Annotated in this window: 17 protein-coding genes and 2 pseudogenes; 13 read left to right on the top strand and 6 right to left on the bottom strand. The window is 66.6% G+C overall.

Features of this window, described 5'->3' with window-relative positions:
* Positions 1 to 2: 2 nt before the first annotated feature.
* A pseudogene (locus AB4Z37_RS15850) lies at positions 3 to 1,184 on the top strand (ABC transporter substrate-binding protein); the annotation flags it as partial.
* Here the strand turns inward: AB4Z37_RS15850 and AB4Z37_RS15845 are convergent.
* Positions 1,163 to 1,282: pseudogene (locus AB4Z37_RS15845) on the bottom strand (hypothetical protein); the annotation flags it as partial. The pseudogenes AB4Z37_RS15850 and AB4Z37_RS15845 sit on opposite strands and share 22 nt — an antisense overlap.
* 124 nt (positions 1,283 to 1,406) lie before the next feature.
* On the opposite strand from AB4Z37_RS15845, the gene AB4Z37_RS15840 reads away from it, so the two are divergent.
* Genes AB4Z37_RS15840 through AB4Z37_RS15825 form a run of 4 tightly spaced genes read left to right on the top strand, consistent with a single transcriptional unit; the run spans position 1,407 to position 4,762 of the window.
* Complete coding sequence (locus AB4Z37_RS15840; protein WP_441517698.1) at positions 1,407 to 2,270, top strand: branched-chain amino acid ABC transporter permease; 864 nt, start codon at positions 1,407 to 1,409, stop codon at positions 2,268 to 2,270.
* Entirely contained in the window at positions 2,267 to 3,307 is a 1,041-nt protein-coding gene (locus tag AB4Z37_RS15835) for a branched-chain amino acid ABC transporter permease (RefSeq protein WP_441517697.1), read from the top strand. The genes AB4Z37_RS15840 and AB4Z37_RS15835 overlap by 4 nt, the downstream gene beginning before the upstream one ends.
* Positions 3,304 to 4,011 (top strand): ABC transporter ATP-binding protein, encoded by a 708-nt coding sequence (locus AB4Z37_RS15830; protein WP_441517696.1) that lies wholly within the window; start codon positions 3,304 to 3,306, stop codon positions 4,009 to 4,011. Before AB4Z37_RS15835 ends, AB4Z37_RS15830 begins: the two co-directional genes overlap by 4 nt.
* A 1-nt stretch (position 4,012) precedes the next feature.
* Positions 4,013 to 4,762: an ABC transporter ATP-binding protein gene (locus tag AB4Z37_RS15825; RefSeq protein WP_441517695.1), complete on the top strand. Its 750-nt coding sequence runs from the start codon at positions 4,013 to 4,015 to the stop codon at positions 4,760 to 4,762.
* Between the two features lie 103 nt (positions 4,763 to 4,865).
* Here AB4Z37_RS15825 and AB4Z37_RS15820 read toward each other — a convergent pair whose 3' ends face one another.
* Positions 4,866 to 5,828: an AraC family transcriptional regulator gene (locus AB4Z37_RS15820; protein ID WP_441517694.1), complete on the bottom strand. Its 963-nt coding sequence runs from the start codon at positions 5,826 to 5,828 to the stop codon at positions 4,866 to 4,868.
* 447 nt (positions 5,829 to 6,275) lie between these two features.
* Here AB4Z37_RS15820 and AB4Z37_RS15815 point away from each other — a divergent pair, with 447 nt between their 5' ends.
* A complete protein-coding gene (locus AB4Z37_RS15815) occupies positions 6,276 to 9,818 on the top strand; it encodes an autotransporter domain-containing protein (protein ID WP_441517693.1) in 3,543 nt (1,180 codons plus the stop codon).
* A 399-nt stretch (positions 9,819 to 10,217) separates the two neighbouring features.
* On the opposite strand, the gene AB4Z37_RS15810 is transcribed toward AB4Z37_RS15815, so the two are convergent.
* Positions 10,218 to 11,810, bottom strand: coding sequence for a GMC family oxidoreductase (locus AB4Z37_RS15810; protein ID WP_441517692.1), 1,593 nt, complete (start codon positions 11,808 to 11,810; stop codon positions 10,218 to 10,220).
* Between the two features lie 692 nt (positions 11,811 to 12,502).
* On the opposite strand from AB4Z37_RS15810, the gene AB4Z37_RS15805 reads away from it, so the two are divergent.
* Entirely contained in the window at positions 12,503 to 13,438 is a 936-nt protein-coding gene (locus tag AB4Z37_RS15805) for a helix-turn-helix domain-containing protein (RefSeq protein WP_441517691.1), read from the top strand.
* Between the two features lie 57 nt (positions 13,439 to 13,495).
* Here AB4Z37_RS15805 and AB4Z37_RS15800 read toward each other — a convergent pair whose 3' ends face one another.
* Both AB4Z37_RS15800 and AB4Z37_RS15795 read right to left on the bottom strand, forming a co-directional pair.
* On the bottom strand, positions 13,496 to 13,885 hold the full coding sequence (locus AB4Z37_RS15800; protein WP_441517690.1) for a nuclear transport factor 2 family protein: 390 nt from the start codon (positions 13,883 to 13,885) through the stop codon (positions 13,496 to 13,498).
* A gap of 26 nt (positions 13,886 to 13,911) precedes the next feature.
* Positions 13,912 to 14,703: a MoaF C-terminal domain-containing protein gene (locus tag AB4Z37_RS15795; RefSeq protein ID WP_441517689.1), complete on the bottom strand. Its 792-nt coding sequence runs from the start codon at positions 14,701 to 14,703 to the stop codon at positions 13,912 to 13,914.
* Between the two features lie 755 nt (positions 14,704 to 15,458).
* Here AB4Z37_RS15795 and AB4Z37_RS15790 point away from each other — a divergent pair.
* From AB4Z37_RS15790 to AB4Z37_RS15780, 3 genes are all read left to right on the top strand, one after another.
* A complete protein-coding gene (locus AB4Z37_RS15790) occupies positions 15,459 to 16,463 on the top strand; it encodes a SphA family protein (RefSeq protein ID WP_441517688.1) in 1,005 nt (334 codons plus the stop codon).
* A 248-nt stretch (positions 16,464 to 16,711) separates the two neighbouring features.
* Positions 16,712 to 17,488: a helix-turn-helix domain-containing protein gene (locus AB4Z37_RS15785; protein ID WP_441517687.1), complete on the top strand. Its 777-nt coding sequence runs from the start codon at positions 16,712 to 16,714 to the stop codon at positions 17,486 to 17,488.
* 404 nt (positions 17,489 to 17,892) lie between these two features.
* Positions 17,893 to 18,846, top strand: coding sequence for a helix-turn-helix domain-containing protein (locus AB4Z37_RS15780; protein WP_441517686.1), 954 nt, complete (start codon positions 17,893 to 17,895; stop codon positions 18,844 to 18,846).
* A gap of 44 nt (positions 18,847 to 18,890) precedes the next feature.
* Here the strand turns inward: AB4Z37_RS15780 and AB4Z37_RS15775 are convergent, their stop codons facing one another.
* Positions 18,891 to 19,127 (bottom strand): hypothetical protein, encoded by a 237-nt coding sequence (locus tag AB4Z37_RS15775; protein ID WP_441517685.1) that lies wholly within the window; start codon positions 19,125 to 19,127, stop codon positions 18,891 to 18,893.
* Between the two features lie 300 nt (positions 19,128 to 19,427).
* On the opposite strand from AB4Z37_RS15775, the gene AB4Z37_RS15770 reads away from it, so the two are divergent.
* The 3 genes from AB4Z37_RS15770 (at position 19,428) to AB4Z37_RS15760 (ending at position 23,126) form a co-directional block, all read left to right on the top strand.
* Entirely contained in the window at positions 19,428 to 20,813 is a 1,386-nt protein-coding gene (locus tag AB4Z37_RS15770; protein ID WP_441517684.1) for an LLM class flavin-dependent oxidoreductase, read from the top strand.
* Between the two features lie 329 nt (positions 20,814 to 21,142).
* A complete protein-coding gene (locus AB4Z37_RS15765) occupies positions 21,143 to 22,363 on the top strand; it encodes an ABC transporter substrate-binding protein (RefSeq protein ID WP_441517683.1) in 1,221 nt (406 codons plus the stop codon).
* A gap of 4 nt (positions 22,364 to 22,367) precedes the next feature.
* Positions 22,368 to 23,126, top strand: a complete 759-nt coding sequence (locus AB4Z37_RS15760) for an ABC transporter ATP-binding protein (RefSeq protein WP_441517682.1) — start codon at positions 22,368 to 22,370, stop codon at positions 23,124 to 23,126.
* The last annotated feature ends 6 nt before the right edge of the window (positions 23,127 to 23,132 follow it).

The raw sequence follows: 23,132 nt of genomic DNA, 5'->3' as shown, positions 1-23,132 counted from the left end.
TCATGACACTGCCCGTCACGGGCAATTTGAGGGGGAGACCTTTGATGCCGCGTCTATCGCGTTCAATCACGACGGCTGCCGCTGCCGCGGCCAGCCTGATCGGCTTCGCCGCAATGGCCGACTGCCAGGCCGCCGCGCTCAAGTGCGGACTGGGCAACGGTCAGAAGGCAAGCGGCACGCCGATCAACATCGRTGCCATCGTCAGCAAGACCGGCCCCGACGACTTCAGCGCCTCGGCGCGTTCCGCCGAAGCGTACTTCAAATGCGTCAACGAGAATGGCGGCATCAACGGCCGCCCGGTCAACTACATCATCGGCGACGACCAGTGGAATCCGGAGACCGCCGCGCAGCTGCGCGCCAAGCTGGTCGACGACCAGAAGGTGGTGGCGATGGTCGGCAACTCCAGCTTCGTGGAGTGCGCCGCCAATGCCAAGGGCTATGAGGCCAGCAACACGCTGGTGATCGCCGGCGTCGGCGTTCCCCGCGAGTGCTTCACCGCCAAGAACTACGCGCCGCTCAACGCCGGGCCGCGGCTGTCGTCGATCGCCGCCGCGCAGTACATCCACGAGGCCTATGGCGCCAAGACCTTCGTCTGCGTGGCGCCGAACATTCCCAATGTCGGCGCCTGGTCGTGTGACGGCATCGAGACCTGGGCGAAGGCCAACGGCCTGAAGTCCTCGACCATCCTGGTCGATCCCGGCTCGTCCGACGCCAACTCGACCATCCTGCAGGCGGCGAGCTCCAAGCCGGATTCGATCATCCTCGGCATGCCCAAGGGCGTGATGCTGCCGCTGATGGTCGCCGCCGAGCAGCAGGGCCTGATCGACAAGATCAAGTTCGGCTCCGCAGCGTCGGGCTACAGCAACGATGTGCCCGGCGCATTGGGAGCGGCCTGGGATGGCAAGTTCGTGGTCAACATGGAGTTCCAGCCGCTCGACTCCAAGGAGGCCGACAATGCCAACTGGCTCGCGGTGATGGACAAGTACGCCGCCGCCGACGTGCCACGCGACACCTTCGCCCAGGCCGGCTACCTCGCCGCGCGCCTCGCCACCGAAACGCTGCTGACGCTCGATCCAGCCAAGATCGACCGCGACAGCGTCACCACGGCCCTGCGCGGCGTCACCAAGTTCGACAGCGATATCCTGTGCAGCTCGTGGTATTTCGGCGCCGACGCGGCGCGCCACAACGCCAACAACACGCTGCGGACCTCGGTCACCAGCGGCAAGACCTGGAAGGCCGTCGCCGGCTGCGCCAAGATCGTCGATCCGGAGCTTGCCGACATCCGTGCGTACGAAAGCAAGGCGGGGATCGTCCGCTGAATGGGGAGCGCGCCCCGGAAGGCAGGTTCGCCTGCCTTCCGGGCGCAGCTATCCCACCCCTCGCCACCTCTGGATTGACCTGATCGCATGCTGCTGCCCTTCATCGTGTCCGGCCTCGGCATCGGGGCCGTCTATGCCCTGTCCGGGGTCGGGCTCGTGGTGCTGTACCGCGCCACGGGCGTTCTCAACTTCGCCTATGGCGCGGTCGGCGCGCTCGGCGCGTTCTGTGCCTGGTCGGTGATCAATGCCGGCTATGCCGCGCCGCTCGGCTGGCTCGCCGCCATTGCGGTCGCAACCGCCGGCTCGTATGCCTATGGCCGCTTCGTCGCGCCGCGCCTCGCCTTCCGCGATCCGGTGGTGCGCGCGGCCGGTACGCTCGGCTTCGCGCTGGTGCTGCTCGGCTTCATCGGCTGGATGTGGGGCGAGATTCCGCGCCGCCTGACGCTGCCGACCGACCGCGCCTATCTCGACGTGTTCGATACCCGCCTGACCATGACGCGGGTGCTGGCGATCGGCCTCGCGATCGTCATCGTCGTGGCCATCAGCCTGCTGCTGGCGCGCACCCGGCTCGGGCTCAAGATGCGCTCGCTCGCCGACAACCGCGACCTCTCCGGGCTGCTCGGCATCCGCGTGGTGTCGGTCGAAACCATCGCCTGGGTCATCAGCGGCGTCTCCGCCGGCATCTGCGGCGTGCTGCTCGCCAACATGGTGCGACTGCAGGGATTGCAGCTCACCTTCCTGGTGATCCCGGCCATCGCGGCGGCAATCCTCGGCCGGCTGTCGTCGCTTACCGTCACCGCGATCGCCGGCCTTGTCATCGGCGTGATCGAGGCTTGCCTCAGCATCGTTCCGGCCATCGCCGCCTACCGCACCGCCACGCCCTTCGTGGTCGCCCTGATCGCGGTCGCCGTGCTCAGCACCACCGCCAAGCTGAAGATGGAGCAGCGATGAGCGCCCTGGAAGCCGGCGCGGTTGGCGATGTCGTGGCGGTCCGCCGGCCGGGCCTTGATCGCTACCGCAACATCGTGGTCATTCCGCTGGCGCTGATCACCGCCGCGCTGGTCGTCGCCGCGCTCGCCAACGGCTACTGGATCTCGACCCTGACGTCGGCGACCGCGATCGCGCTGGCGGCGTCGGGCGTCGGGCTGCTGTATGGCCAGCTCGGCCTGGTGTCGCTGTGCCAGTACAGCCTGCTCGGCGTTGGCGGCTGGGTGGCGCTGCGGCTCGGTTTCGCCTTTCATCTGCCGTTCGAGCTTGGTCTGATCGCCGCGGGGCTGGTGTCGTCGGCCATCGGGGTGCTGTGCGGCCTGCCGGCGCTGCGGCTGCGCGGCCTCTACCTCGCGCTGGTGACACTGATGCTGGCCGGCGGCTTCCAGGTCGTGATCAACGCCTGGGGCTATCCCGACGGCGGCCCCGGCTTCCTCGGCCGCGCCGATGCCACCCAGCGGCTGATGATGGCGCGGCCGGCGATCGCCGGCTCGAACAGCGCCTACTTCGTGTACTGCGTGGTGGTGCTGGCGCTCGGCCTGATGCTGGTCGAGCTGCACCGCCGCACCAGGCCCGGCCGGGCCTGGGCGCTGATCCGCGCCGGCGAAACCACCGCGCTCGCCTCCGGCGTCAACCTCTTGCTGTACAAGACCTGGGCGTTCGCGCTCGCCGGCTTCCTCGCCGGGGTCGCCGGCGCGCTGCTCGCGGGCGGCGTCGGCCAACTCGACGGCCGCGCCTTCCCTGCCTCGGAATCCCTCAGCCTGTTCGCGCTCACGGTGGTCGGCGGCGTCTACAACTGGGTCGGCGCGGTGATCACCGGCCTGTTGCTGCGCGCGGTGCCGTCGCTGCTGACGGATTACGGCGTCGACGGCAATGTCGCGATGATCTTCTTCGGCGCCGCGCTGCTGCATGCGCTGATCACCGCCCCGACCGGTGTCGCCGGCCAGCTGGGCGGCCTGCTCGAGCGCGTCGGCCGCCTCGTTGCGGGGACGAAGCCATGATCCGCATCCGCGACGTCACCGTCCAGTTCGGCGCGGTCCGGCCGCTGGAGGCGCTCACGGCCGACCTCGCTGCGCCAATCGTCGGCCTGATCGGCCCGAACGGCGCCGGCAAGACCACGCTGCTCAACGTGCTGTCCGGCTTCGTGCGCCCCCGCCAGGGCACGATCGACATCGACGGCACCAACCTGCTGGCGCTGTCGCCGACGCGGCGTGTCGCCTTCGGCCTGCGCCGCACCTTCCAGACCGAGCAGATCGCCGACGACCTCACCGCCTGGGACAACGTGCTGGCGATCGCCGACCACATGCCGCGCGGCGGCGCGGCGCCGGAGGAGCAGGTCGAGCGCGCACTGCACTATGTCGGGCTCGGCTCTGTGGCGCAGACCCTGGGAGCGGCGCTCAACCTGTTCGAGCGGCGTCTTTTGGAAATCGCCAAGGCCCTCGTCGGCAGGCCTCGGCTGATCCTGATGGACGAACCGGCGGCGGGCCTCAACGAGGCGGAATCGATGCTGCTGAAGCAGCGCATCGTCGGCATCCCCTCGACGTTCGGGGCGCAGATCCTGCTGATCGACCACGACGTCGACCTCATCGCCGTCACCTGCACCGAGACGCTGGTGCTCGATTTTGGCAAGCGCCTCGCCCTCGGACCGACCCGCGCCGTGCTCGACGAGCCGGTGGTGCGCGAAGCCTATCTGGGGAATGCCTGAGATGACGGACATCGCCCGCGTCGAAATCCGCGACCTCGTGGTCCAGCGTGCCGGCAAGCAGGTGCTGCACGGCGTGTCCCTCGACATCGCCGCCGGCGAGGTCACCGCGCTGGTCGGCGCCAACGGTGCCGGCAAGTCATCGCTTGTCGGCGCCATCGCCGGTATGCTGCCCGCGGCCGCGGGCCGCATCACCTTCGATGGCGCGCGCATCGACGGCCGCTCGCCCGACACGGTGCGCCGCGCCGGTATCGCCGTGGTGCCGGAGGGCCATCGCATCCTGGCGTCACTGACCGTGCGCGACAACCTGCGCGCCGCCGGCACCATGCATTCCACCGCAGCTCTCGCCGACGAGATCGAGCGGGCTCTGGCGCTGTTCCCGGAGCTGAAGGCGCGGCTCGACGTCGCCGGCGGAGCGCTGTCGGGCGGCCAGAAGCAGATGGTCAGCATGAGCCAGGCGCTGATCGCCCGGCCGCGCTTCCTGCTGATCGACGAGCTGTCGCTCGGGCTCGCGCCGGCGATCGTCAAGCGCCTCGCCGAGACGCTGCCCCGCATCACCGCCGGCGGCACCGGCATCCTGCTGATCGAGCAGTTCACGACCCTGGCGTTGGCACTGTCGCGCCAGGCCTACGTGCTGGAGCGCGGCCGCATCGTGTTCAGCGGCAGCGCCGCGACGCTCCAGGACAATCCGGACATCCTGCACAGCGCCTACCTCGCCGGCGGCAAGCGCCTGGCCGAGGCGGAAACGTCTTAGGTTGGGCGCGGCAAGCGCAACTCCGATCGCGGAGCCATAGCCCGGGTGAGCGCCGCGACACTGGGTCAGGGCTCCCGACCGCGCGCTGGCCCCGTGCGATGACCTACCGCGCCGCCGTCGGCGTCTCGCCGAAGCGGCGGCGGAAGCAGCGGTTGAAATAGGACACTTCGTTAAAGCCGCAGGCGAGCGCGATGTCGCTGATCTTCAGCAAATCATTGCGGCGATCGGCGAGCATCGTACGCGCCTTCTGCAGGCGGAGTTCCAGCACGCGTTCGCTGAAGCCGGTGCCGGTCTCCGCCAGCAGCTTCTGCACGTAGTTCGCGGACACGCCGAGCCTGACTGCCACGCGCTGGATCGAGAAGACCGGATCGGCAAAGCCGTCGCGGATCTCGGCCAGGATTTCAGTGCATCGCGCCGCGCGCAGGCCGCGGGTGCGCGCGAGCATCGCCGCATCGCGCTCCGCGCCGACGGCCAGCGCGACCAGGTCGATGAGCGTCACCTCGATATGCTCCCGCAAGGCCGGATCGTCCGGGATGCCGTCATTGGCGATCAGCATACCGAGATAGCGCCGGAGGTGGATCATCGCCGGCAGCGAACCGTCGATCGGACTGTGGGAGAGGTCGCCGGGGTTCGGTACCAGGCCCTGCAACGCGCGGCTCGGGATCCGGAATGACAGGCAGTTCTCGGCGGGCTCGCAGCGCCAGGCTTCGCCAGGGCGGAACAGCACCGCCTGGCCCTGGGTGAGGAGCGCTTCGCGGTCGGATTGCGGAAACGAGAACAGCAGCGACGAGGCGTGGGATGCGAAATTGAAGCTCAGCGTATAGCCATCGAGCGCGCCCGCCTGTTGCTTCGAGCGCGCCACCGAGATCGGCGTGCCCTTGAAATAGCCCAGCAGCGTTTCCTTGAAGGGGGCAACGACCCATTCGCCGTGAAAAGGACCATCGCCGATCTGCGACATCTCCGCCGCACCGAACCGGCTGCGGAAGGCATCGTGCCACGCATTGAAGCGCGCTTCGTCGTCGATCCCGGCCGGCAGGTCGGTCGTAGACACGATCATCTTCTGCATCAGGTCAATCCTGCATCGGGGGTTCAGCCGCGCATGCGATCGATGCACGGGAGGGGCGGGATGGCAGGAGCATGTCTGAACGTCCTGAGCGGTTTCACTTCAATTCCGAGAGATCAATTTAAGTTGGTCGCTTCGGGGGCGTGTCGGTTCAGGATGGGCCGATGTTACGGCAACGTGGTCGAACGCTCAACAACGCCGCGGCTGCCTTGTCCAGTATAGGTCAATTGGGGTCATGTCCGGTTCAAGGCGCGCAGGGGAAAAGTGTTGCGAAACCGCAGCAATGCGGAGAAACCTCATCGGGTTCATCAATCGGACAAGTACAGTCCAGCGCTGAGCAAGACGATTCTTCGAAGCTGCTTTAGCTGATCCGCTTCCGGAGGGATTTGCCTTCCGTCGCTGGGAGCGGTCATGCTTCGATATTATCGCCGTTCGTCTCGTCGCCTTTCCATGCTGCTCAGCACGACCGCCATCGCGCTCGTTGCCGGTTTGTCGCCGTCATTTGCGGACCAATTGGTCTGGAACGGCAGCCAGTCGTCGAACTGGTCGGTTGCCAACAACTGGACCATCATCCCCGGCGGTGGCAACGCGGTGCCGACGGGATCGGACGCGGTCTTCTTCGACTCGGCATCCGTGCCGCCAGCGGTGCTGTCCAGCGGCACCGGCTACGCGAACGGGATCGACGTCGCTCAGGCCAACAGCGGTGCTCTGACCGTCAGCTCCGGCGCGCAGCTGTTCTCGTCGACCGGCATCATCGGCGACGGCTCGCACGCGACCGGCGCCGTGAGCGTGACGGGCGCCGGCTCGAACTGGAGTGTGGTCAACGGGCAGGCTCTCTATGTCGGCAATTACGGGAACGGCACGCTGAACCTTACCGCAGGCGGCACGGCAGGCGCCACGCTGGTCGCGATGGGCAATTTCGCCGGCAGTTCTGGAACCGTCAACGTCGACGGCGCGGGATCTGTCTTTACCGCCGCGGGTTCGCTGACGGTCGGACTATACGGCACCGGTATGCTCAAGGTCTCCAACGCCGGCCAGGTGCATGCCTCCAACACGGCAAACGTCAACGTCACGCTTGGCCAATATGCGGGGGCAAGCGGAGCCGTCACCATCGACGGCAACGGTTCGAAGCTCACCACCAATGGCCTGGTCACGATCGGAGGGGCTGGCACGGGCACGGTCGCCTTGACCAACGGTGGAAGCTTTCAGACCACCAATTCCATCCAGATGTCGACCGGTGTTGGCGGACAGGGCACCCTCACGGCCTCGGGAGCCAGCACGTCACTTCAGGTCGGCTCGACGGCCAACACCGTGCTTGAGGTCGGCATTATCGGCACGGCGAGAGTCAGCCTTGCCGCGGGCGCCACTGCCGGGGTCACCGGGTCATTGTTCGTCGCGGATCAGGCCTCCGCTGCGGGTAGCGTGACGGTGTCGGGAACAGGTTCGTCGCTGACCGTATCGCCGGTCGCCGGCTTTGGCGGTACTGCGACCATCGCCAATCAAGGCCAGGGAAGTCTCGCGGTGAACACCGGCGCCACGGCGACGGTCGACGGACTGCTGGTCGGCATGCAGCCGAGCGGTCAAGGCACCGTGACCATCGATGGCAAAGGTTCGATGCTGACGGTCGTCCAGAGCAGTGGTGGCTCCCTGTTCCATGTCGGTGAATACGGTCATGGCAGCCTCGTGATCACGGGAGGTGCGACCGCGAGCGCCGCCGGCGGCTATGTCGGCGCACAGTCCGGCAGCGTGGGCGCGATCAAAATCGACGGCGCAGGCTCGGCATTCACGACCTATGCGCTCGACGTCGGTCGCAGCGGCACCGGCACGGTCAATGTCACCGCGGGGGGAAGCCTCGTTGCGCATAACCATCTTTACGTCGGTTACAATACGGGCAGCACGGGCACACTGAACGTCGATGGTCAGAATTCATCTGCTTCGGTAGAGAATCTCTTTTACGTCGGTTCGGGCGGCTCGGGCACCGCCAATATCACCCATGGCGGCAACGTCACCGGCCGCGACGTCAGTGTGGGCGTGGCGGCGACGGGGCGGGGCACGCTGAATGTCGATGGTGCCGGCTCTTCCCTCAGCGCCCGCGATTTGAGCGTCGGCTTCTCCGGCGACGGGGCGCTGATCGTCGCCAATGGCGGCAGCGTCGTCGTGCAGAATTCGATCCAGATCGCAAGCCAGGCGGGATCGAGCGGCAGATTGATCATCGGCGCCTCTACCGGCGGGGCGGCGGTCGGGGCGGGAACGGTGAATGCGGCCGGCATTGTGTTCGGCGCCGGCAACGGCCAGCTCATCTTCAACCACACCAGTTCCGCCTACATGTTCGATGCCGCCTTGTCCGGATCTGGCACGATCTATCAGCAAGCGGGCCACACCATTATGACCGGCGATTCCAGCGGTTTTACCGGCATCGCTTCGGTCACCGGCGGAACGCTGTCCGTCAACGGCACGCTGTCGGGGGCGCCCGTCATCGTCAACAGCGACGGCACGATCGGCGGCAACGGCACCATTGGCGGCCTGCAACTGCAGGGCATCCTTGCGCCGGGAAATTCGATTGGCACGTTGAACGTCGCAGGCAACGCGGTGATCGCCGCCGGCTCGACCTTCCAGGCCCAGGTCTCACCGACGGCGTCGGACAAGCTCGCCGTCACTGGCACGACCTTGATCGGCGGCGGCATCGTACAGGCGCAGGTCGGCGCGGGCGTCTATTCCGCGACCAATCGCTACACGATCCTGACCTCGGCTGGCGGGGTGACCGGCACGTTCGCCGGCGTCACCTCCGACGCTGCGTTCCTCACGCCGTCGCTCAGCTATGATGCCAACGACGTCTATCTGATGCTGACGCGCAACGCCGCGACCTTCGGCAGTATCGGCACAACGCGCAACCAGATCGCATCCGGCACCGCGGCCGATGCGTATGGCTACGGCAATGCGATGTGGAATGCCGTGGTGATGCTCAATGCCGCACAGGCGCGCAGCGCCTTCGACCAACTGTCGGGCGACATTCACGCCTCGACGCGGTCGGCGTTGATCGAGGACAGCCGGCTGTTGCGCGACGCCGCGATGGATCGCATCAGGGATGCCTTCAGTGACCTCGGCCTGCCGGGCAACCCCGCGATGGCCTATGCCTCGCTGGACGAGACGCCCGTGCGCCGCGACGCTGCTGTTGCGATCTGGGGGCGCATGATCGGATCATGGGGGGCGACCGCGAGCGACGGCAATGCCGCGGCGCTGTCGCGCGACACCAGGGGGATCGTCAGCGGCATGGATGCTCTGGTGGCGGAGGGCGCACGGCTCGGCGTACTCGCAGGCTACAGCCGTACCAGCCTGCGCAGCGATGCCGATAATTCCAGCGTCGGCAGCGACGACTATCATGTCGGCGCCTATGCCGGCTGGCAGCTTGGCGCACTCGGTCTGCGTACCGGGGCCGCCTATAGCTGGCACAACCTCGACACCACACGCACGATCGCTTTCCCCGGCTTCGTCGGTCGCCTGTCGTCGGGCAGCCGGGCCGAGACCACACAGGCCTTCGGCGAATTCGCCTATCGTTTCGACGTTGCGCCGCACAGCATGATCGAGCCATTCGCCGCCGCTGCCTGGGTCGGGGTGCGCAGCACCGGCTTTATCGAAGCCGGCAGCGTTGCGGCGCTGACGGGCGTTGCTGCTGACACCGGCGTGACCTTCTCGACACTTGGCCTGCGCGGATCGTCGGAGGTCCAGGTCGGCGGGGCCATCGTGACGCTGAAGGGCGCGCTCGGCTGGCGCCACGCCTTCGGCGACGTGACTCCGACCATAGCCGTCGCCTTTGCCGGCGGCTCGCCCTTCACGATTGCCGGCGTGCCGATCGCACGTGATGCCGCGGCGATCGATGCAGGCCTGTCGGTCGGGGTGACGCGCAACGCCACGATCGGAATCGCCTATTCCGGGCAGATCGCCAAGGGCGCTCACGACAACGGCGTGAAAGCCGATTTCACCTGGAGGTTCTGAGAGGCCACTCACAACGAGAAATCGCCGGAAGATGTGGCCGCGGCGACTGCGATGAGCGAGCGCGGCCGCGAACGCGTGCTGGCCAGGTTTAGATTCACGTGACTAGCAGAAGTCAAAACCGGTGCTTTTGACCTGACGCGGACGTGGGACTTTGCCAGGCCTTGCCTAGCTAGCCAAACAAAGAAGGCCCCCCGGCTTTGCCGGGGAGGCAGCAGAAGTTTGACATTTCCGGCGGTCGAACGCGCTCGCGCAACCGGACCCTGGCAACGCGGCAATAGGATTGCCGCAGCTTGACACCGTGTCTTCTCGCCAGGCGGTTGAGCTCCTTAACGGTCGCATGCAGAAGCGGGGTGCTCTCGACATGGCCGCAGCCCGGGCGAGCGGAGCCCCTATCCCCCCTCACCGGTTCTCCGCCAACACGAAGTCGGCGCAGCGCTCGCCGATCATCACGGCCGGGGCGTTGGTGTTGCCGCTGACGATCTTCGGCATCACCGAGACGTCGGCGATGCGCAGGCGGCTGACGCCGCGCACCTTGAGCGTGGGGTCGACCACCGCGCCGTCGTCCTTGCCCATGCGGCAGGTGCCTGCCGGATGGTACACCGTCTTGGCATAGCTGCGCACATGGGCCTCGATCGCCTTGTCGTCGAGGTCATCGGCTTCGCCCGGCAGCAACTCCTTCTCGATCAGCGCCTTGAGCGCCGGGGCCCGCAGGATCTTGCGTGCCAGCTTGACGCCGCGCACCAGGGCGTCGACGTCCTCCTGCTCGGCGAGATAATTCGGATCGAACAGGATCGGCGCCGAGGGATCGGCGGCCCGCAGCCGCACGCTGCCGCGCGATTTCGGCCGCAGGAAGCACGGATTGATCGACATGCCGTGGCCTTCAAGCGGCTCGCGGCCGACGTCGCCGGCCAGCACCGGCAGCACATGGAACTGAATGTCCGGCCGACCGGTGCCGAGGGTGTCGGCAAAGCCGCCGCTCTCCACCACGTTGGAGGTTAAAAGCCCGGACTTGAACAGGTAGTACTGCGCACCATGGCGCAGCGCCTTCAAGCCGGTGTCGTTGCCGAGCAGGCTGATCGGCTTGCGGGCACGGCCATAGACCGACACCTCGAGATGGTCCTGGTAGTTGCGCCCGACGCCCTGAAGATCACGGATCACCGGGATGCCGAGCCCTGCGAGATCCTGCTGCGGGCCGATGCCCGACAGCAGCAGGATTTTGGGCGTCGCCAGCGCGCCAGCCGTGAGAATGACCTCGTGGCGCGCCCGCGCGACATGCTCGGCGCCATCCGCCGTGCGGTAGACGATGCCGGACGCCGCACCGTTTTCCAACAGCACCCGCGAGACATGGGCCTCGGTGACCAGCTTGAGATTGGGCCGGTTCATCACCGGGCGCAGATACATCACCGCAGTCGAGCCGCGCCGGCCGCGCCGCGTCGTGGTCTGGTAGAAGCCGACGCCGAGCTGCCGCTCGCCGTTGAAATCGGGATTGAGCGGCAGGCCAGCCTGCTCGGCCGCGGCGACGAAGCCGCGGCTGAGCGGATGCTTGTAGGCGATATCGGTGACCGAGAGCGGCCCGTCATTGCCGTGATAGCCGTCGACAAGGCGGGTGTTGGCCTCGGAGCGGCGGAACACCGGCAGCACGTCACGCCACGCCCAGCCGTCACACCCCATCTCCGCCCACTCGTCGTAGTCACGCGCCTGGCCGCGAATATAGACCATGGCATTGAGCGACGACCCGCCGCCGAGCGTGCGGCCCTGCGGCACATACATCGCCCGGTTGGCGGCCTGCGGCTGCGGTTCAGACTCGTAAACCCAACTGCGCTCCGTGCCGATGACGCGGACGAAGGTCGCCGGGATGTGGATGAACATGTCGTTGTCGGCCGGCCCCGCCTCCAGCAGCAGCACCCGCTTGCCCGCGGCCACCAGGCGGTTGGTGATCACGCAGCCGGACGAGCCCGCCCCGGCCACCACGTAGTCGAATTCCTCAGCCATCGTCATGCACACCTTGCGATTGGGGTTGTTGAATGAAAGCGGGATCCCTGCAGCGCGGCGCCGGACCGACGCCCCCGCCCTGCGCCGCCGGGTGACACGCTGCAGTGATCACGCGCGGCCGGTTTCCCGGCGGTGACTTCAAAGGTTACTGCAAAGTGACTACTTCCCGCTGGCGCGGCAATCGATGTATCGAAACCGACGCGTCGAATTTTCGGCGCCCGGCCAACACCATCACGCCAGTTGACGACGCCGTCCTCGCTCCATCTCCACGCAACCCGGATCGTCTCGCCGTCCCTCGCACCGGTCGGGGCGGCCGGCGAATCGGCGCTCCCTTCGCGACTCCTTCGACGCGGCGCATCGGCGGCTTCACGGCACGACAGAGGTGGTGGAGACACGATCATGACAGGTTCCGAATCGACGCTCGATCGACGCCTGGGCGCCGTGGAACCTGCATTACTAGAAGGCCGCAACCGATCCGGCGACGGCTGCGGACGCCGCTTGCGCCAACGATCAAGCGAAACTTCGCACGGGATAAACCGCTCCCCGCTGCTGCATCGCGACACCCCCGGGACGGAACCGGCCGCGACGCGGTAGATGATGCAACGTTTTAGAAAGATTGACGAATATCCTGCCGCCGCTACGATGGCAGAAAAACAGGCCCGGACCGCCGGCCGCGACGACGGAGGAAAACGATGATCATGGTCGAAGACCACCATGTGACGGTCAGCTCGGGCCAGTATTTTGCCGAATCTGCACGCAAGTTCTTCGGCAACATCAAGCTTGGCTTTCATGCCGACGACGATGCCGACGCGGAGCTGATGTCGGCGCCGCTCGGTGCGTGCCGCCTGTCACGCATCACCGCGAGCCCACATGGCGTCAAGGCGACGCGCGTCGTGCAGCGCAGCCACGACGTCGACTCGATCAAGCTCATCCTGCAACTCGAAGGACAGTCGATCTTCGAACAGGACGGCAAGGCGTTCGCGTTCGGGCCGAAGTCGTGGATCGTCTACGATCCGACGCGGCCCTATCAGCTCAACAACCAGTCGCGCATCAGCCAGCTGCTGCTGCAGGTGCCGCGCAACAACTTTTCCGCAGCGGCACTGGAGCGGCTGTCGCTGCCGCACGTGTTCTGTGACGATCCCGCCGGCGTGCCGCGTGTCGTCGCGGCATTCGTACGCTCGACCATGGACGAGATCGCACGCTTCGAGGAGCTCGAGGCGTCGCGAGTCGGCGACTCGCTCGCGCGGCTCGCGACCATGATGATCTCGTCGGATCAGGAGGGCGACGATTCCTGCACGCTGCGCATCCTGCGCGCCCGCGTCAAAGCGTATATCGAGAACAACCTGGCGCGCAGCGATCTCGACATCGAGGAGATCGCGCAGCGCATGGGCTGCTCGCGCCGCTACATCTTCCGTGCCTTCCAGGCCGCGGACACCACCCCCTCGCAATATATCTGGGACCTGCGCCTCGAGCGCACCCGGGAGCGGCTGACTGCCGGCAGCTTCCGCAATGGATCGATCTCGGAAGTCGCATTCTCCTGCGGCTTCTCCTCCACCGCGCACTTCTCGCGGGCGTTCCGCAAGCGCTATGGCATGTCGCCGAGCGACGCCCGCAAGGTCGGCGCCTGACCGGACGCGGCGCCGCCCCGAAGGGCATGGCGCCGCGGTCGGCATCCCGCCTGCGTCTCAGGACGCGACGTCGTCGAGCAGCTTGGTGTTGGTGAACTGCTCGAAGCGACGGACCTTGCCGTCCCTCACCGTCCACAGATGTGCGGTGCGCACGCTGAACGGTTTGCCGCTCTGGCGGTGCCGGCCACGATAACCGCCGATCGCCACCACCTCGTCGCCGGCATCGAGCAGCCGATCCAGCCGGAACTCGAAACCCTCGAACGTGCTGCCGATCACCTTGAACACATTCTCGACCACGGCGGCGGGCCCGACATGGGTGCCCGTGCACAGCGAACCGTCCATCTCGATCCACTCCGCGTCGGGCGCGAGATCGGCAAGCATGCCGTCGAGATCGCCGCGACTGCTGGCGTCGTAGTGGGCCTTCACGATTTCATAAGCCGTCCGCATCTTCGCTTCCAAGTTTCACCTCTGGACTAAACCGGCTCCTGGCCGGGGAGATAGTAGGTCATCGACGCCTTGCGGATGATCGCGCCCGCGCGACTGTTCTCGATCCGCCCGTCACCGGTGATGCCAAGAAACTTGCCGGTCGAGCGCATGGTGTCGAAGTTGTAGAAGAACACCGAGGCGACCGGGATGAGGAATTCCCGGAACGTGAATACGTACTGATTGTCATCGAACCTGTAGGTGGTGGTCAGGTCGACATCGCCATGGCCGCGCTGCACGCCGACCAGGCACTGCCAGCAATAGCGCTCCGACGACAGATAAGTGTGCTCATAGGTGTGCTGCGGGCTGTAGGTGAAATGCGCGCGCAGGCCGATCAGGTCGCGCGTCGGCGCCGGCACCAGCGGCCCTGGCGGCCCGTCGAGGTTGTCGATGATCCCCGGCCGGAACACCTGCGCGACACGCGGCTCGCCACGCACCTCGTCGGCGCCGCGGACAATGGAAGTGACACACAGCACCCGCCGCGTCGCCACGTTCAGGATCAGTGTCGCCGCCTGCGTCGGCCGTGCCGCGAACGCGACATCGACGAAGTAGGTGTGGGGCGCGACCTCGACGACATCGCAGGGGTCGCTGCCGTCGCCGTGTTCGTCCGACCACACCACCTGTCCCTGTGCGAATGCGAGATGCAGCTTGTGCGCGGCATCAAAGCGGACATCGAAGCTGCGCCCTTGCAGCGCAGGCGACGGCGGCAAACGATTGGTGTCGATGCCGGCGGCGAAGTCGTCGTAGTTCTTCCAGTCTTGCGGTCGGTCCTGGCTGGACATGCGGCGGTCCCTGCATCACGGATCAATCGGCCTCCGCAGCGCGCGGGCCGGCGCCGCGCAGCCTCGCATGGCCGTGCGCGGGCGCGCCAGTTCAAACCTGCGACTTGCGGTTGACCATCGGCATGAGACCTGATTTTGTTCGCGCACGGTCAAACGACCGGCACCACCATGAACGCCCGTCTCAAGAGGCGCGAAACGCCACCGGTCGGCAACACGCACGGGACAGCACACACAGAGCAGCGTCGCAACAAGCCGCGGCATCGACTGCAACCGCACAAACGCCGCGCTCGGGGGCGACAACAACCGCCAGCCTGTCGATCAGCAAAAATGGCCCGGCCCGTAGGCCGGGCCCAGTGAGCAGCCGAGCATCGGGAGGAAGAGATTGCTGCCCGGCTGAAACAAACAATCGAGACAACGAACGACTGAAGCCAACAAAAGTGGCGCGCCGTCCGCGATTGCGCGCCATTTTCCGCCCGACGTTATACGGAAAAGCCGCGGCCACGGGAGTTCGATCGGCGGCTCTGCACGCATGATCAAGGATGTCTTCCCGGCGAGGCTAGAACGCCGATTCTTCTGCATTCAGAGGACGATCCGAAGGCCCAGCTGTGCTCTGATCGACACACTCGCGCGCATTCGTCCTGGGCCAACTTTTACTTCGCACCCAGCGAAGCTCTCAAAAAATCGTCACCATAGCATTTCCCCATTGCAACGACGTTGACTCGCGAAGCGTTGGCTTCACGGGACTAGGGGGAACGATGAACTTCAAGCAGACTGCCAGCGTCCTGGTCGGCGCGGCCGCATTGACAGCGGCAAGCCTGACCTCGGCGAGCGCCTACGAATTCGGCTCGCCCGGCTGGGCGACCAAGCCCGGCATCACCATCGGTGCGAGCGCAGGCGCGCCGCCCCCGGGCATCTACATGTTCGACCAGGTCTTCACCTATCAGGCCAGCATCGTTGGCCCGGGCGCGCCGAATGTCGGCGGTGCACAGACCCAGGTGCATGCGGCGGTGGAGGCTTCCGGTCTCGTATTCGTGCCGGGCTGGACCTTCCTCGGCGCCACCTACAACGCCGTCATCGTGCAGCCGTTCATCATGGCTGACGTCGGCGCGCCGGTGAATGCGCAGCAGGCCGGCATGCACAACACCTACATCGTGCCGGTGGAATTGAGCTGGAAGCTCGGCGACAGCGGCTTCTTCATCAAGACCGGCCTCGGCATCTATACGCCGAACGGCTCGATCAGCGGCCCGGCTGGCCTCAACAACGTCGGCAACCCGTGGTGGACTTTCCAGCCCGAACTCATCGTCTCCTACCTCAAGGACGGCTGGAACATCACCGCCTTCCTGTATGAAGAGTTCAACACCAAGAACACCTACACCAACTATCAGAGCGGCGACGTCTTCCACGCCGACTTCACCGTCACCAAGACCATCGACAAGTGGACCTTCGGTCCGGTGGCCTACTATGTCGGCCAGGTCAGCAACGACAAGTCGAGCGGGTTCTACAACGGCGCGATCAACGTGAACCGCTATAACATCTGGGCGGTCGGCGGTCTCGTCGCCTACAACTTCGGCCCCGCTACCCTCACGGTGTGGGCGCTCGACGAAGTCTCGTCCAAGGCGTCGGGCGGCACGCCGAACCTCGCCGGCGACACCGCCAGCATCACCAAGGGCTGGACCGCGTTCGCGAGCCTCAGCTACCGGCTGTGGGCGCCGGACGAGCCGGCGCCGCCGGTCACCAAGCGTCCGGCCTTCTACAAGTAAGCGCCGACGCCAAGGCGGCATCCGAAGCAGCTATGGCTGCTTTGGCATGCTGAGTTGGAGGAGCTCCGGCCGGCGATGCGGATCAACCGCCATCGCCGGCCTGCCGTTATTCAGACCCCACCCCCGTTCAGGCCCGACATGCACGCAGGCCCGACATGCACGATGGTGCGCCCATGACGAGATCGATGACTGGATCACACACACCATCGCATCTTCCGCCACCCACGCCGCGCACGCCCGACCGCCGCATGCACCGTGGACAGTTCGCCGGCGTACAGTTCTGCGAAGGTCGGGCGCCCCAGACCGTGATCACCGCCGACGAGCCGGACTGCCATCTCAGCTTTGCCATCTGCGTCCAGACGCGCGGGCGTGCCATGCTGCAAAGCAACGGCGACGTCTATCCGCTGCATGGCGGTGAGGCGCTGCTGATCACACCTTTTGCGCAGTTGCAGTGGAACGCCGCCGACCAGCATGCCGAATGCATCATCGCCTCGGGTGGTCCGGTGTTCTCGCTGCGCTTCCGCCCGCACCGGCGGCATGCCATCCGTCTTGGCGAGGACGATCCGGTCGGGCTGCTGCTGACCGACTGCATCCGGCGGATGAAGGATTTCGTCCCCGCCTCCGACTCGACGATCGTGCAGAAGATGGGCGAGGTGCTCGCCGACCTGATCGAGGTCGCGCTCGACGAAGCGGCCGAGGCCACGTCCGACCAGATCTTCCTCTCCAGCCTGCAGCGGATCGAGGAGCTGCTCGACAGCCCGGCGTTCGACGTCAACACGCTCGCCGCCGAACTCGGCATGACGCTGCGTTCGTTGCAGAAGCGGTTCTACCAGTTCGACACCACGCCCCGTGAATGGATGGCGCAGCGCCGGCTGGAACGCACCCGCCGCAAGCTCGACGATCCGCTGCTCGCCAGCCGCTCGATCAAGCAGATCGCGTTCGACTGCGGCTTTCGCGATTTCTCCCACTTCAGCCGCTCGTTCAAGAGCGCGTTCGGCCTGTCGCCCCGCGCCTACCGTCCCTGAGCGGCGTCAGGCCGTCACCGATTCGCAGCCTCATGCCGCCGGCGCGTTTCCACGCGGCGGCATAAGGCCATTCGCCCTGCAGCGCAGCAATGTTGCAGCCGGTTGTGCGGCGGTTGATTTGGAGAGACCAAAGAGTTGCCCTTGCAGGCAGATGCGGCCAATTCCCGCATATTGGGCTTCGATTGCTGAAAATTCAGACTTATCGTCATTGCGAGTGGAGCGGATTTGACATTCGCGCCTTACATCGCCGCAAGCACGCGACGCGAATGTCCGGTCCTGGGCGCCACCAGAAACTCATGTTTGCTCGTGGTCTGTGATTTCGCCGTTCCTGCAGGATGCCGCTGAAACCAAGGCGCATGCAGGTTCGGGCCATCAGCAAACGGACGTGGGGACCGATCACAGCAATGGACACCACCGACTGCCTCACCAGCACACGACCTGAACTGCAGCGCATGTCCTACGATGCGCGCACCACGCTCGATGACGCCCTGCCTGGTCTCGCCGTTCATCCGCAGGCGTCCTCGCCACATCTCGATCTGCAGGCCCACGTGGCGGGCGACATCCGTGTCTGCCGAATCAATGGTGACCGGCTGAGGTTCGGCCCCGCGGCGACGCTCGACCCCGCCGCCACCATGATGGCCAGCCTGGTCATCTCGGGCGTGTGCCTGGTGCGCCAGGATGGCCGTGACGTCCGGATCGGCAGCGGGCAGTATGTGTTTCACGACCTGACGCGCGCGTTCCAGGCCGACTTCGCCGAACCGTTCGACGCGCTGATGATCTGCTTCCCGGAAGCGGCCATCGTGCGTGCGATCGGCTGCCCGGAGGTGATCGCCACGCAGCCGTTCGGCACCAGTTCCGGCCTGTCGGCGCTGGCGGCGAGCTACCTGCACCGCCTCGCGGCCTATCAGCGTGAACTGGACGAGGCGACCTTCACGCGCCTCGCCGCCACGGCGGTCTCGCTGCTCGCCATCAGCGCCGCCGAGATCATCAAGCCGCGCCGCCAGAACAGCTGGACGCGCTCGGCGACGCTGAAGCGCATCAAGTCCTATTCGCTGGCGCGCCTGCAGACGCCGGGACTGTCGCCAGCCAGGGCTGCCGCCGACATCGGCATCTCGATCCGTTACCTGCATGCGCTGTTCCGCCAGGAGGGAGAAACCTTCTCGAGCTGGCTGTGGAGCCAGCGCCTGGAGGCCTGCCGCGCCAAGATCTGCTCGCCCGACTTCAAGCAGCAGACCATCGGCGCACTGGCACTGGAGTTCGGCTTCTCGAATTTCTCGCACTTCAGCCGCCGCTTCCGCCGCGCCTACGGCGTATCGGCGCGCGAGCTGAGGATGCAGCTGTTCGGCCGCCTGACCTGAACGTCCAACACCGATTCAAGACCGGTGCCGCGCCGCAGTCCGCCTTATTCACCCGGCGTGACGTCGTGGCGCGGCCAGACCGGCGTCTCGACCGCGACGAACGCCGGCCAGAACGCAAAGAACGCCATCGGCAGCGCGAACGACGTCGCCGACAGCGGACCGAGCGCCACGGCGTTCGACTGCGACCTTGGATCTGGCTCAGGCTGCGTTGCTTCCAGCGCAGGAGCGCGCCGCGCGGCGCGCCATGCCTGCAGATCGATCACTCCGGCCAACTCAGCCATCGCGCATCTCCTGGTTGATCGTGGCGGCGACGCACCGCCGTCGCATGATCGTCATGCACCGGATGGGGATTGGCAATGCACCGGCGAACAAAACAATGAACGCGTCTCGCGCCGGCGCCGGCACAGCAGGTTTGTTTTTCAAAGCGGCGTCGCGCGAGATCAAACCGTCGCCAGGTTCCGGCCGGAAGGGCACTCGCTCGCGGCACGCGCCGGTGCATCGCTTGTCAGCACGCGCGGAACGGACTATCGCCGGATCGCACCGGCCCCTGTTCGCGCCGGCCCGCCATCGCGAGAGACGCCATGCCGCAACAGATCCGCCTCAACGCCTTCGCCATGAACTGCGTGGCGCATCAGTCCCCAGGATTGTGGACCCATCCGCATGATCGCTCCGCCGACTACAACCGCCTGCCGTACTGGCTCGACCTCGTACGCACGCTGGAGCGCGGCCGCTTCGACGGCCTGTTCCTCGCCGATGTTCTCGGTGTCTACGACGTGTTCGGCGGAACGCCGGATGCAGCGTTGCGCAACGCCGCCCAGGTGCCGGTCAACGATCCGCTGATGCTGGTGTCGGCGATGGCCGCGGTGACCGAGCATCTCGGCTTCGGCGTCACCTGTACGCTGTCCTACGAACCGCCCTACCCGTTCGCACGGCGGATGTCGACGCTCGACCATCTCACCGAAGGCCGCATCGGCTGGAACGTGGTGACCGGCTATCTCGACAGTGCCGCGCGCGGCATGGGGCGGACGCAGCAGACCGCCCACGACGACCGCTACGACGTCGCCGACGAATACATGGAGGTGGTCTACAAGCTGTGGGAAGGCAGCTGGCAGGACGATGCGGTGCTGCGCGACCGCGCCCGCGGCATCTTCGCCGATCCGGCCAAGGTCCATCGCGTCCGTCATGACGGGCCGAACTATCGCCTCGACGCCATCCATCTCAGCGAGCCGTCGCCGCAGCGCACTCCGGTGCTGTACCAGGCCGGCACCTCGCCACGCGGCCGCAGCTTCGCGGCGCGGCATGCCGAATGCGTGTTCATGTCCGGACCGTCGGCCAAGATCGTCGCCGCGCGGGTCGCGGCGCTGCGGACGCTCGCGGCCGAGATCGGCCGCGATCCGGCGGAGCTTTTGATCTTCAGCCTGATGACGGTGATCCTCGGGGAGACCGAGGCGGAGGCGGCGGCAAAGCACGCCGACTATCGCCGCCACATCAGCCACGAAGGCGCACTGACATTGATGTCGGGCTGGACCGGTGTCGACTTTTCGACCTATGACCTCGACCAGGAGATCCGCCATGTCCAGAACGAGGCCGGACGGTCGGCGATGGACAACATCAGCCGCGCCGATCCGGACCGGGTGTGGACGGTGCGCGAAGTCGCAGAGCATGTCGGCATCGGCGGCATCGGCCCAGTGCTGGTCGGCACGCCGGACAAGGTTGCCGATGAGATCGAGGCCTGGATCGCGGCCACCGGCGTCGACGGGCTGAACCTCGCCTTCGCGGTCACCCCCGACAGCTTTGCCGATGTCGCCGACCTCCTGGTGCCGGAGCTGACCCGGCGCGGCCGCTACAAGGCCGCCTATCAACAAGGCACGCTACGGGAAAAGCTGTTCGGCGCCGGCCGCGCCCGCCTCACCCCACCGCATCCGGCGACGCTGTATCGGCCGGTTGCCACCGGGACCTCAAGCTAAGCGTCGCACGGGACACGCCATCGATCGCCCGCCAAGCAGCTGACCGCGCTGAGGTGCCCATAGGCGACGTCTCCGGCGGCGATAAAATTTTCAACTTTGCCGAATGATATAGTGCGTTTTTATCGCGCCATCGCCGCTCGTCATTCAAACATTCTTCTTTTCATGAACATGTTGACAAGGATGGCCGGTCGCGAGACGTCGGTCCCGAACGTGTCCGCCATCGATGGCCCCTAAACCTCTGGCCGGCACTCACATCGGAATCGGCCGCGGGCGGATTTTGTAGCTGTAATGCTGCAGGGCTGCACGCGACCGAATTGCTGGAGACCACCGTGCTGTCCTCATCCCTGTCGCGCCGTGCCCTTCTCGCGGCCTCGGTCGCAATCACCGCCTCCCTCGCAGTTCCCGCGCTATCACAGGCGGACGAATCCACCATTCGCATCGGCCTGCTCGCGCCGCTGACCGGCACCGGCGGCCCCTACGGGCCGGAAGAGGAGCAGGCCGCGCGCGCCGCCGTGAAGATCATCAACGATGCCGGCGGCGTCCTCGGACGCCGGCTGGAGCTGGTGGTGGCCGACGACGAGTCCCAGCCGACCGCCGGCGTCGCCGCCGTCCGCAAGCTAATCGATATCGACAAGGTCGTGTCCGTCGGCGGCGTGTGGAGCAGCGCGGTCGCACTCGCTGTCAAGCCGATTACGCTGGAAAGGGGCGTTCTGCTCAGCGTCAATGGCTCGGCTGACGAGATCACCGAGGGCGACAACCGCAATCTCGTGTGGCGCTTTCAGACCAATGGCCGCGCCTGGGGCGAGGCTTTCAGCAAGGCGATGGTCACCAGCGGCGTCAAGACGGCCTCGATCCTCGTGCTGCAGACGCCGTTCACCAAGAGCACGATCCAGCCGTTCCGCGACGCCTTCACCAAGGCCGGCGGCAAGGTGCTCGACGAGGTCAGTTTCAATGCCGGCCAGCCGTCCTATCGCACCGAGGTCGAGCAGGTGTTCGCCAAGAAGCCGGAAGCGGTGTTCGTCGCCGCCTACATCAACGAGCTCAGCGCCATCGCCAAGGAAGCGTTCCGCTCGGGTTACGACAGCACGATCTACGCGTTCGGCAACGCGGCAGGCAGCAACGGCCAGTTTGTCAAGAACGTCGGCGCCAACGTCGCCGAAGGCGTCCATCACACTCAGCACGTCCCCGTCGGCAAATCCGAGGCCTACAGCCGCTATCTCAAGGAAATCGGCAAGCCGGACGGTACGATCATGACCTTCGGCGCGCAGGTGTTCGACCAGATCGTGCTCACCGCCCTCGCCATCGAGAAGGCCAGGAGCACCGACGCGACGCGGTTCGGCGGCGAGTTTCCCGCGCTGGTGAACGCCGAGGCGCCGTCGATCGGCGATCCGGCCGAAGCGCTCAAGGCGCTGCGCGCCGGCAAACCCTTCCGCTATGCAGGCGCGGCGTCGGACTTCCGCTTCGCGCCGAATGGCGACCAGACCAATCTCGCCTACGGCCACTTCGTCATCAAGTCGGGCGAGAGCAAGCTGATCGGCGAGATCCGCTGAGCCAATGCTGGAGGCCGACGACGTCAGTGTGGTGTACGAAGGCGGCTTCCGCGCGCTGAATGGCGCGTCGGTGCGGCTCGCCGCCGGCGCCGTCACCGGCCTCATCGGCCCCAATGGCGCCGGCAAGTCCACGCTGTTCGGCGTGCTCGCCGGCGCGGTGCGGCCTGCCGCCGGAGACGTGCGGCTCGCCGGGCAGACGGTGACGCGGCACGGCCCGGCGTGGCGCGCACGCCGCGGGCTGGCGCGTACCTTCCAGCTGTCGCGCGAACTCTCCAGCCTGTCCGTGCTGGAAAACCTGCTGGTCGCGAGGCCCCATGCGCGGGGCGAACGACTGCTGTCGCTCCTCTGCGCGCGGCGCGCGGTCCGCGACGACGAGGCCGCCGCCATCGACAAGGCCCGCGGCCTGCTGCAGCGCGTCGACCTGTGGCGGCTGGCCGACGCGCTAGCGGGCACGCTGTCCGGCGGCCAGAAGAAGCTGCTCGAACTCTGCCGAGCCCTGATGCTCGATCCCCGCATCGTGCTGCTCGACGAACCCAGCGCCGGCGTCAACCCGACGCGCATCGGCGAGATCGTCGACTTCGTGCAGGTGCTGCGGCAGGAAGGCGTGACCTTCGGCATCGTCGAGCACAACATGGCCATGGTGCGCGCCCTGTGCGACCACGTCTATGTGCTGGCCGAAGGCCGCCTGCTGACCGAAGGCCGCTTCGACGACGTCATCACCAATGCCGACGTCGCCTCGGCCTATCTGGGAGCCCAGCCATAACCGCCC

The organism is Bradyrhizobium sp. 2TAF24, from assembly GCF_052115025.1.
GTDB lineage: Bacteria > Pseudomonadota > Alphaproteobacteria > Rhizobiales > Xanthobacteraceae > Bradyrhizobium_A.
The sequence above is the reverse complement of the archived record's forward strand: the minus strand, read 5'-3'. Positions and strand labels throughout refer to the sequence as shown.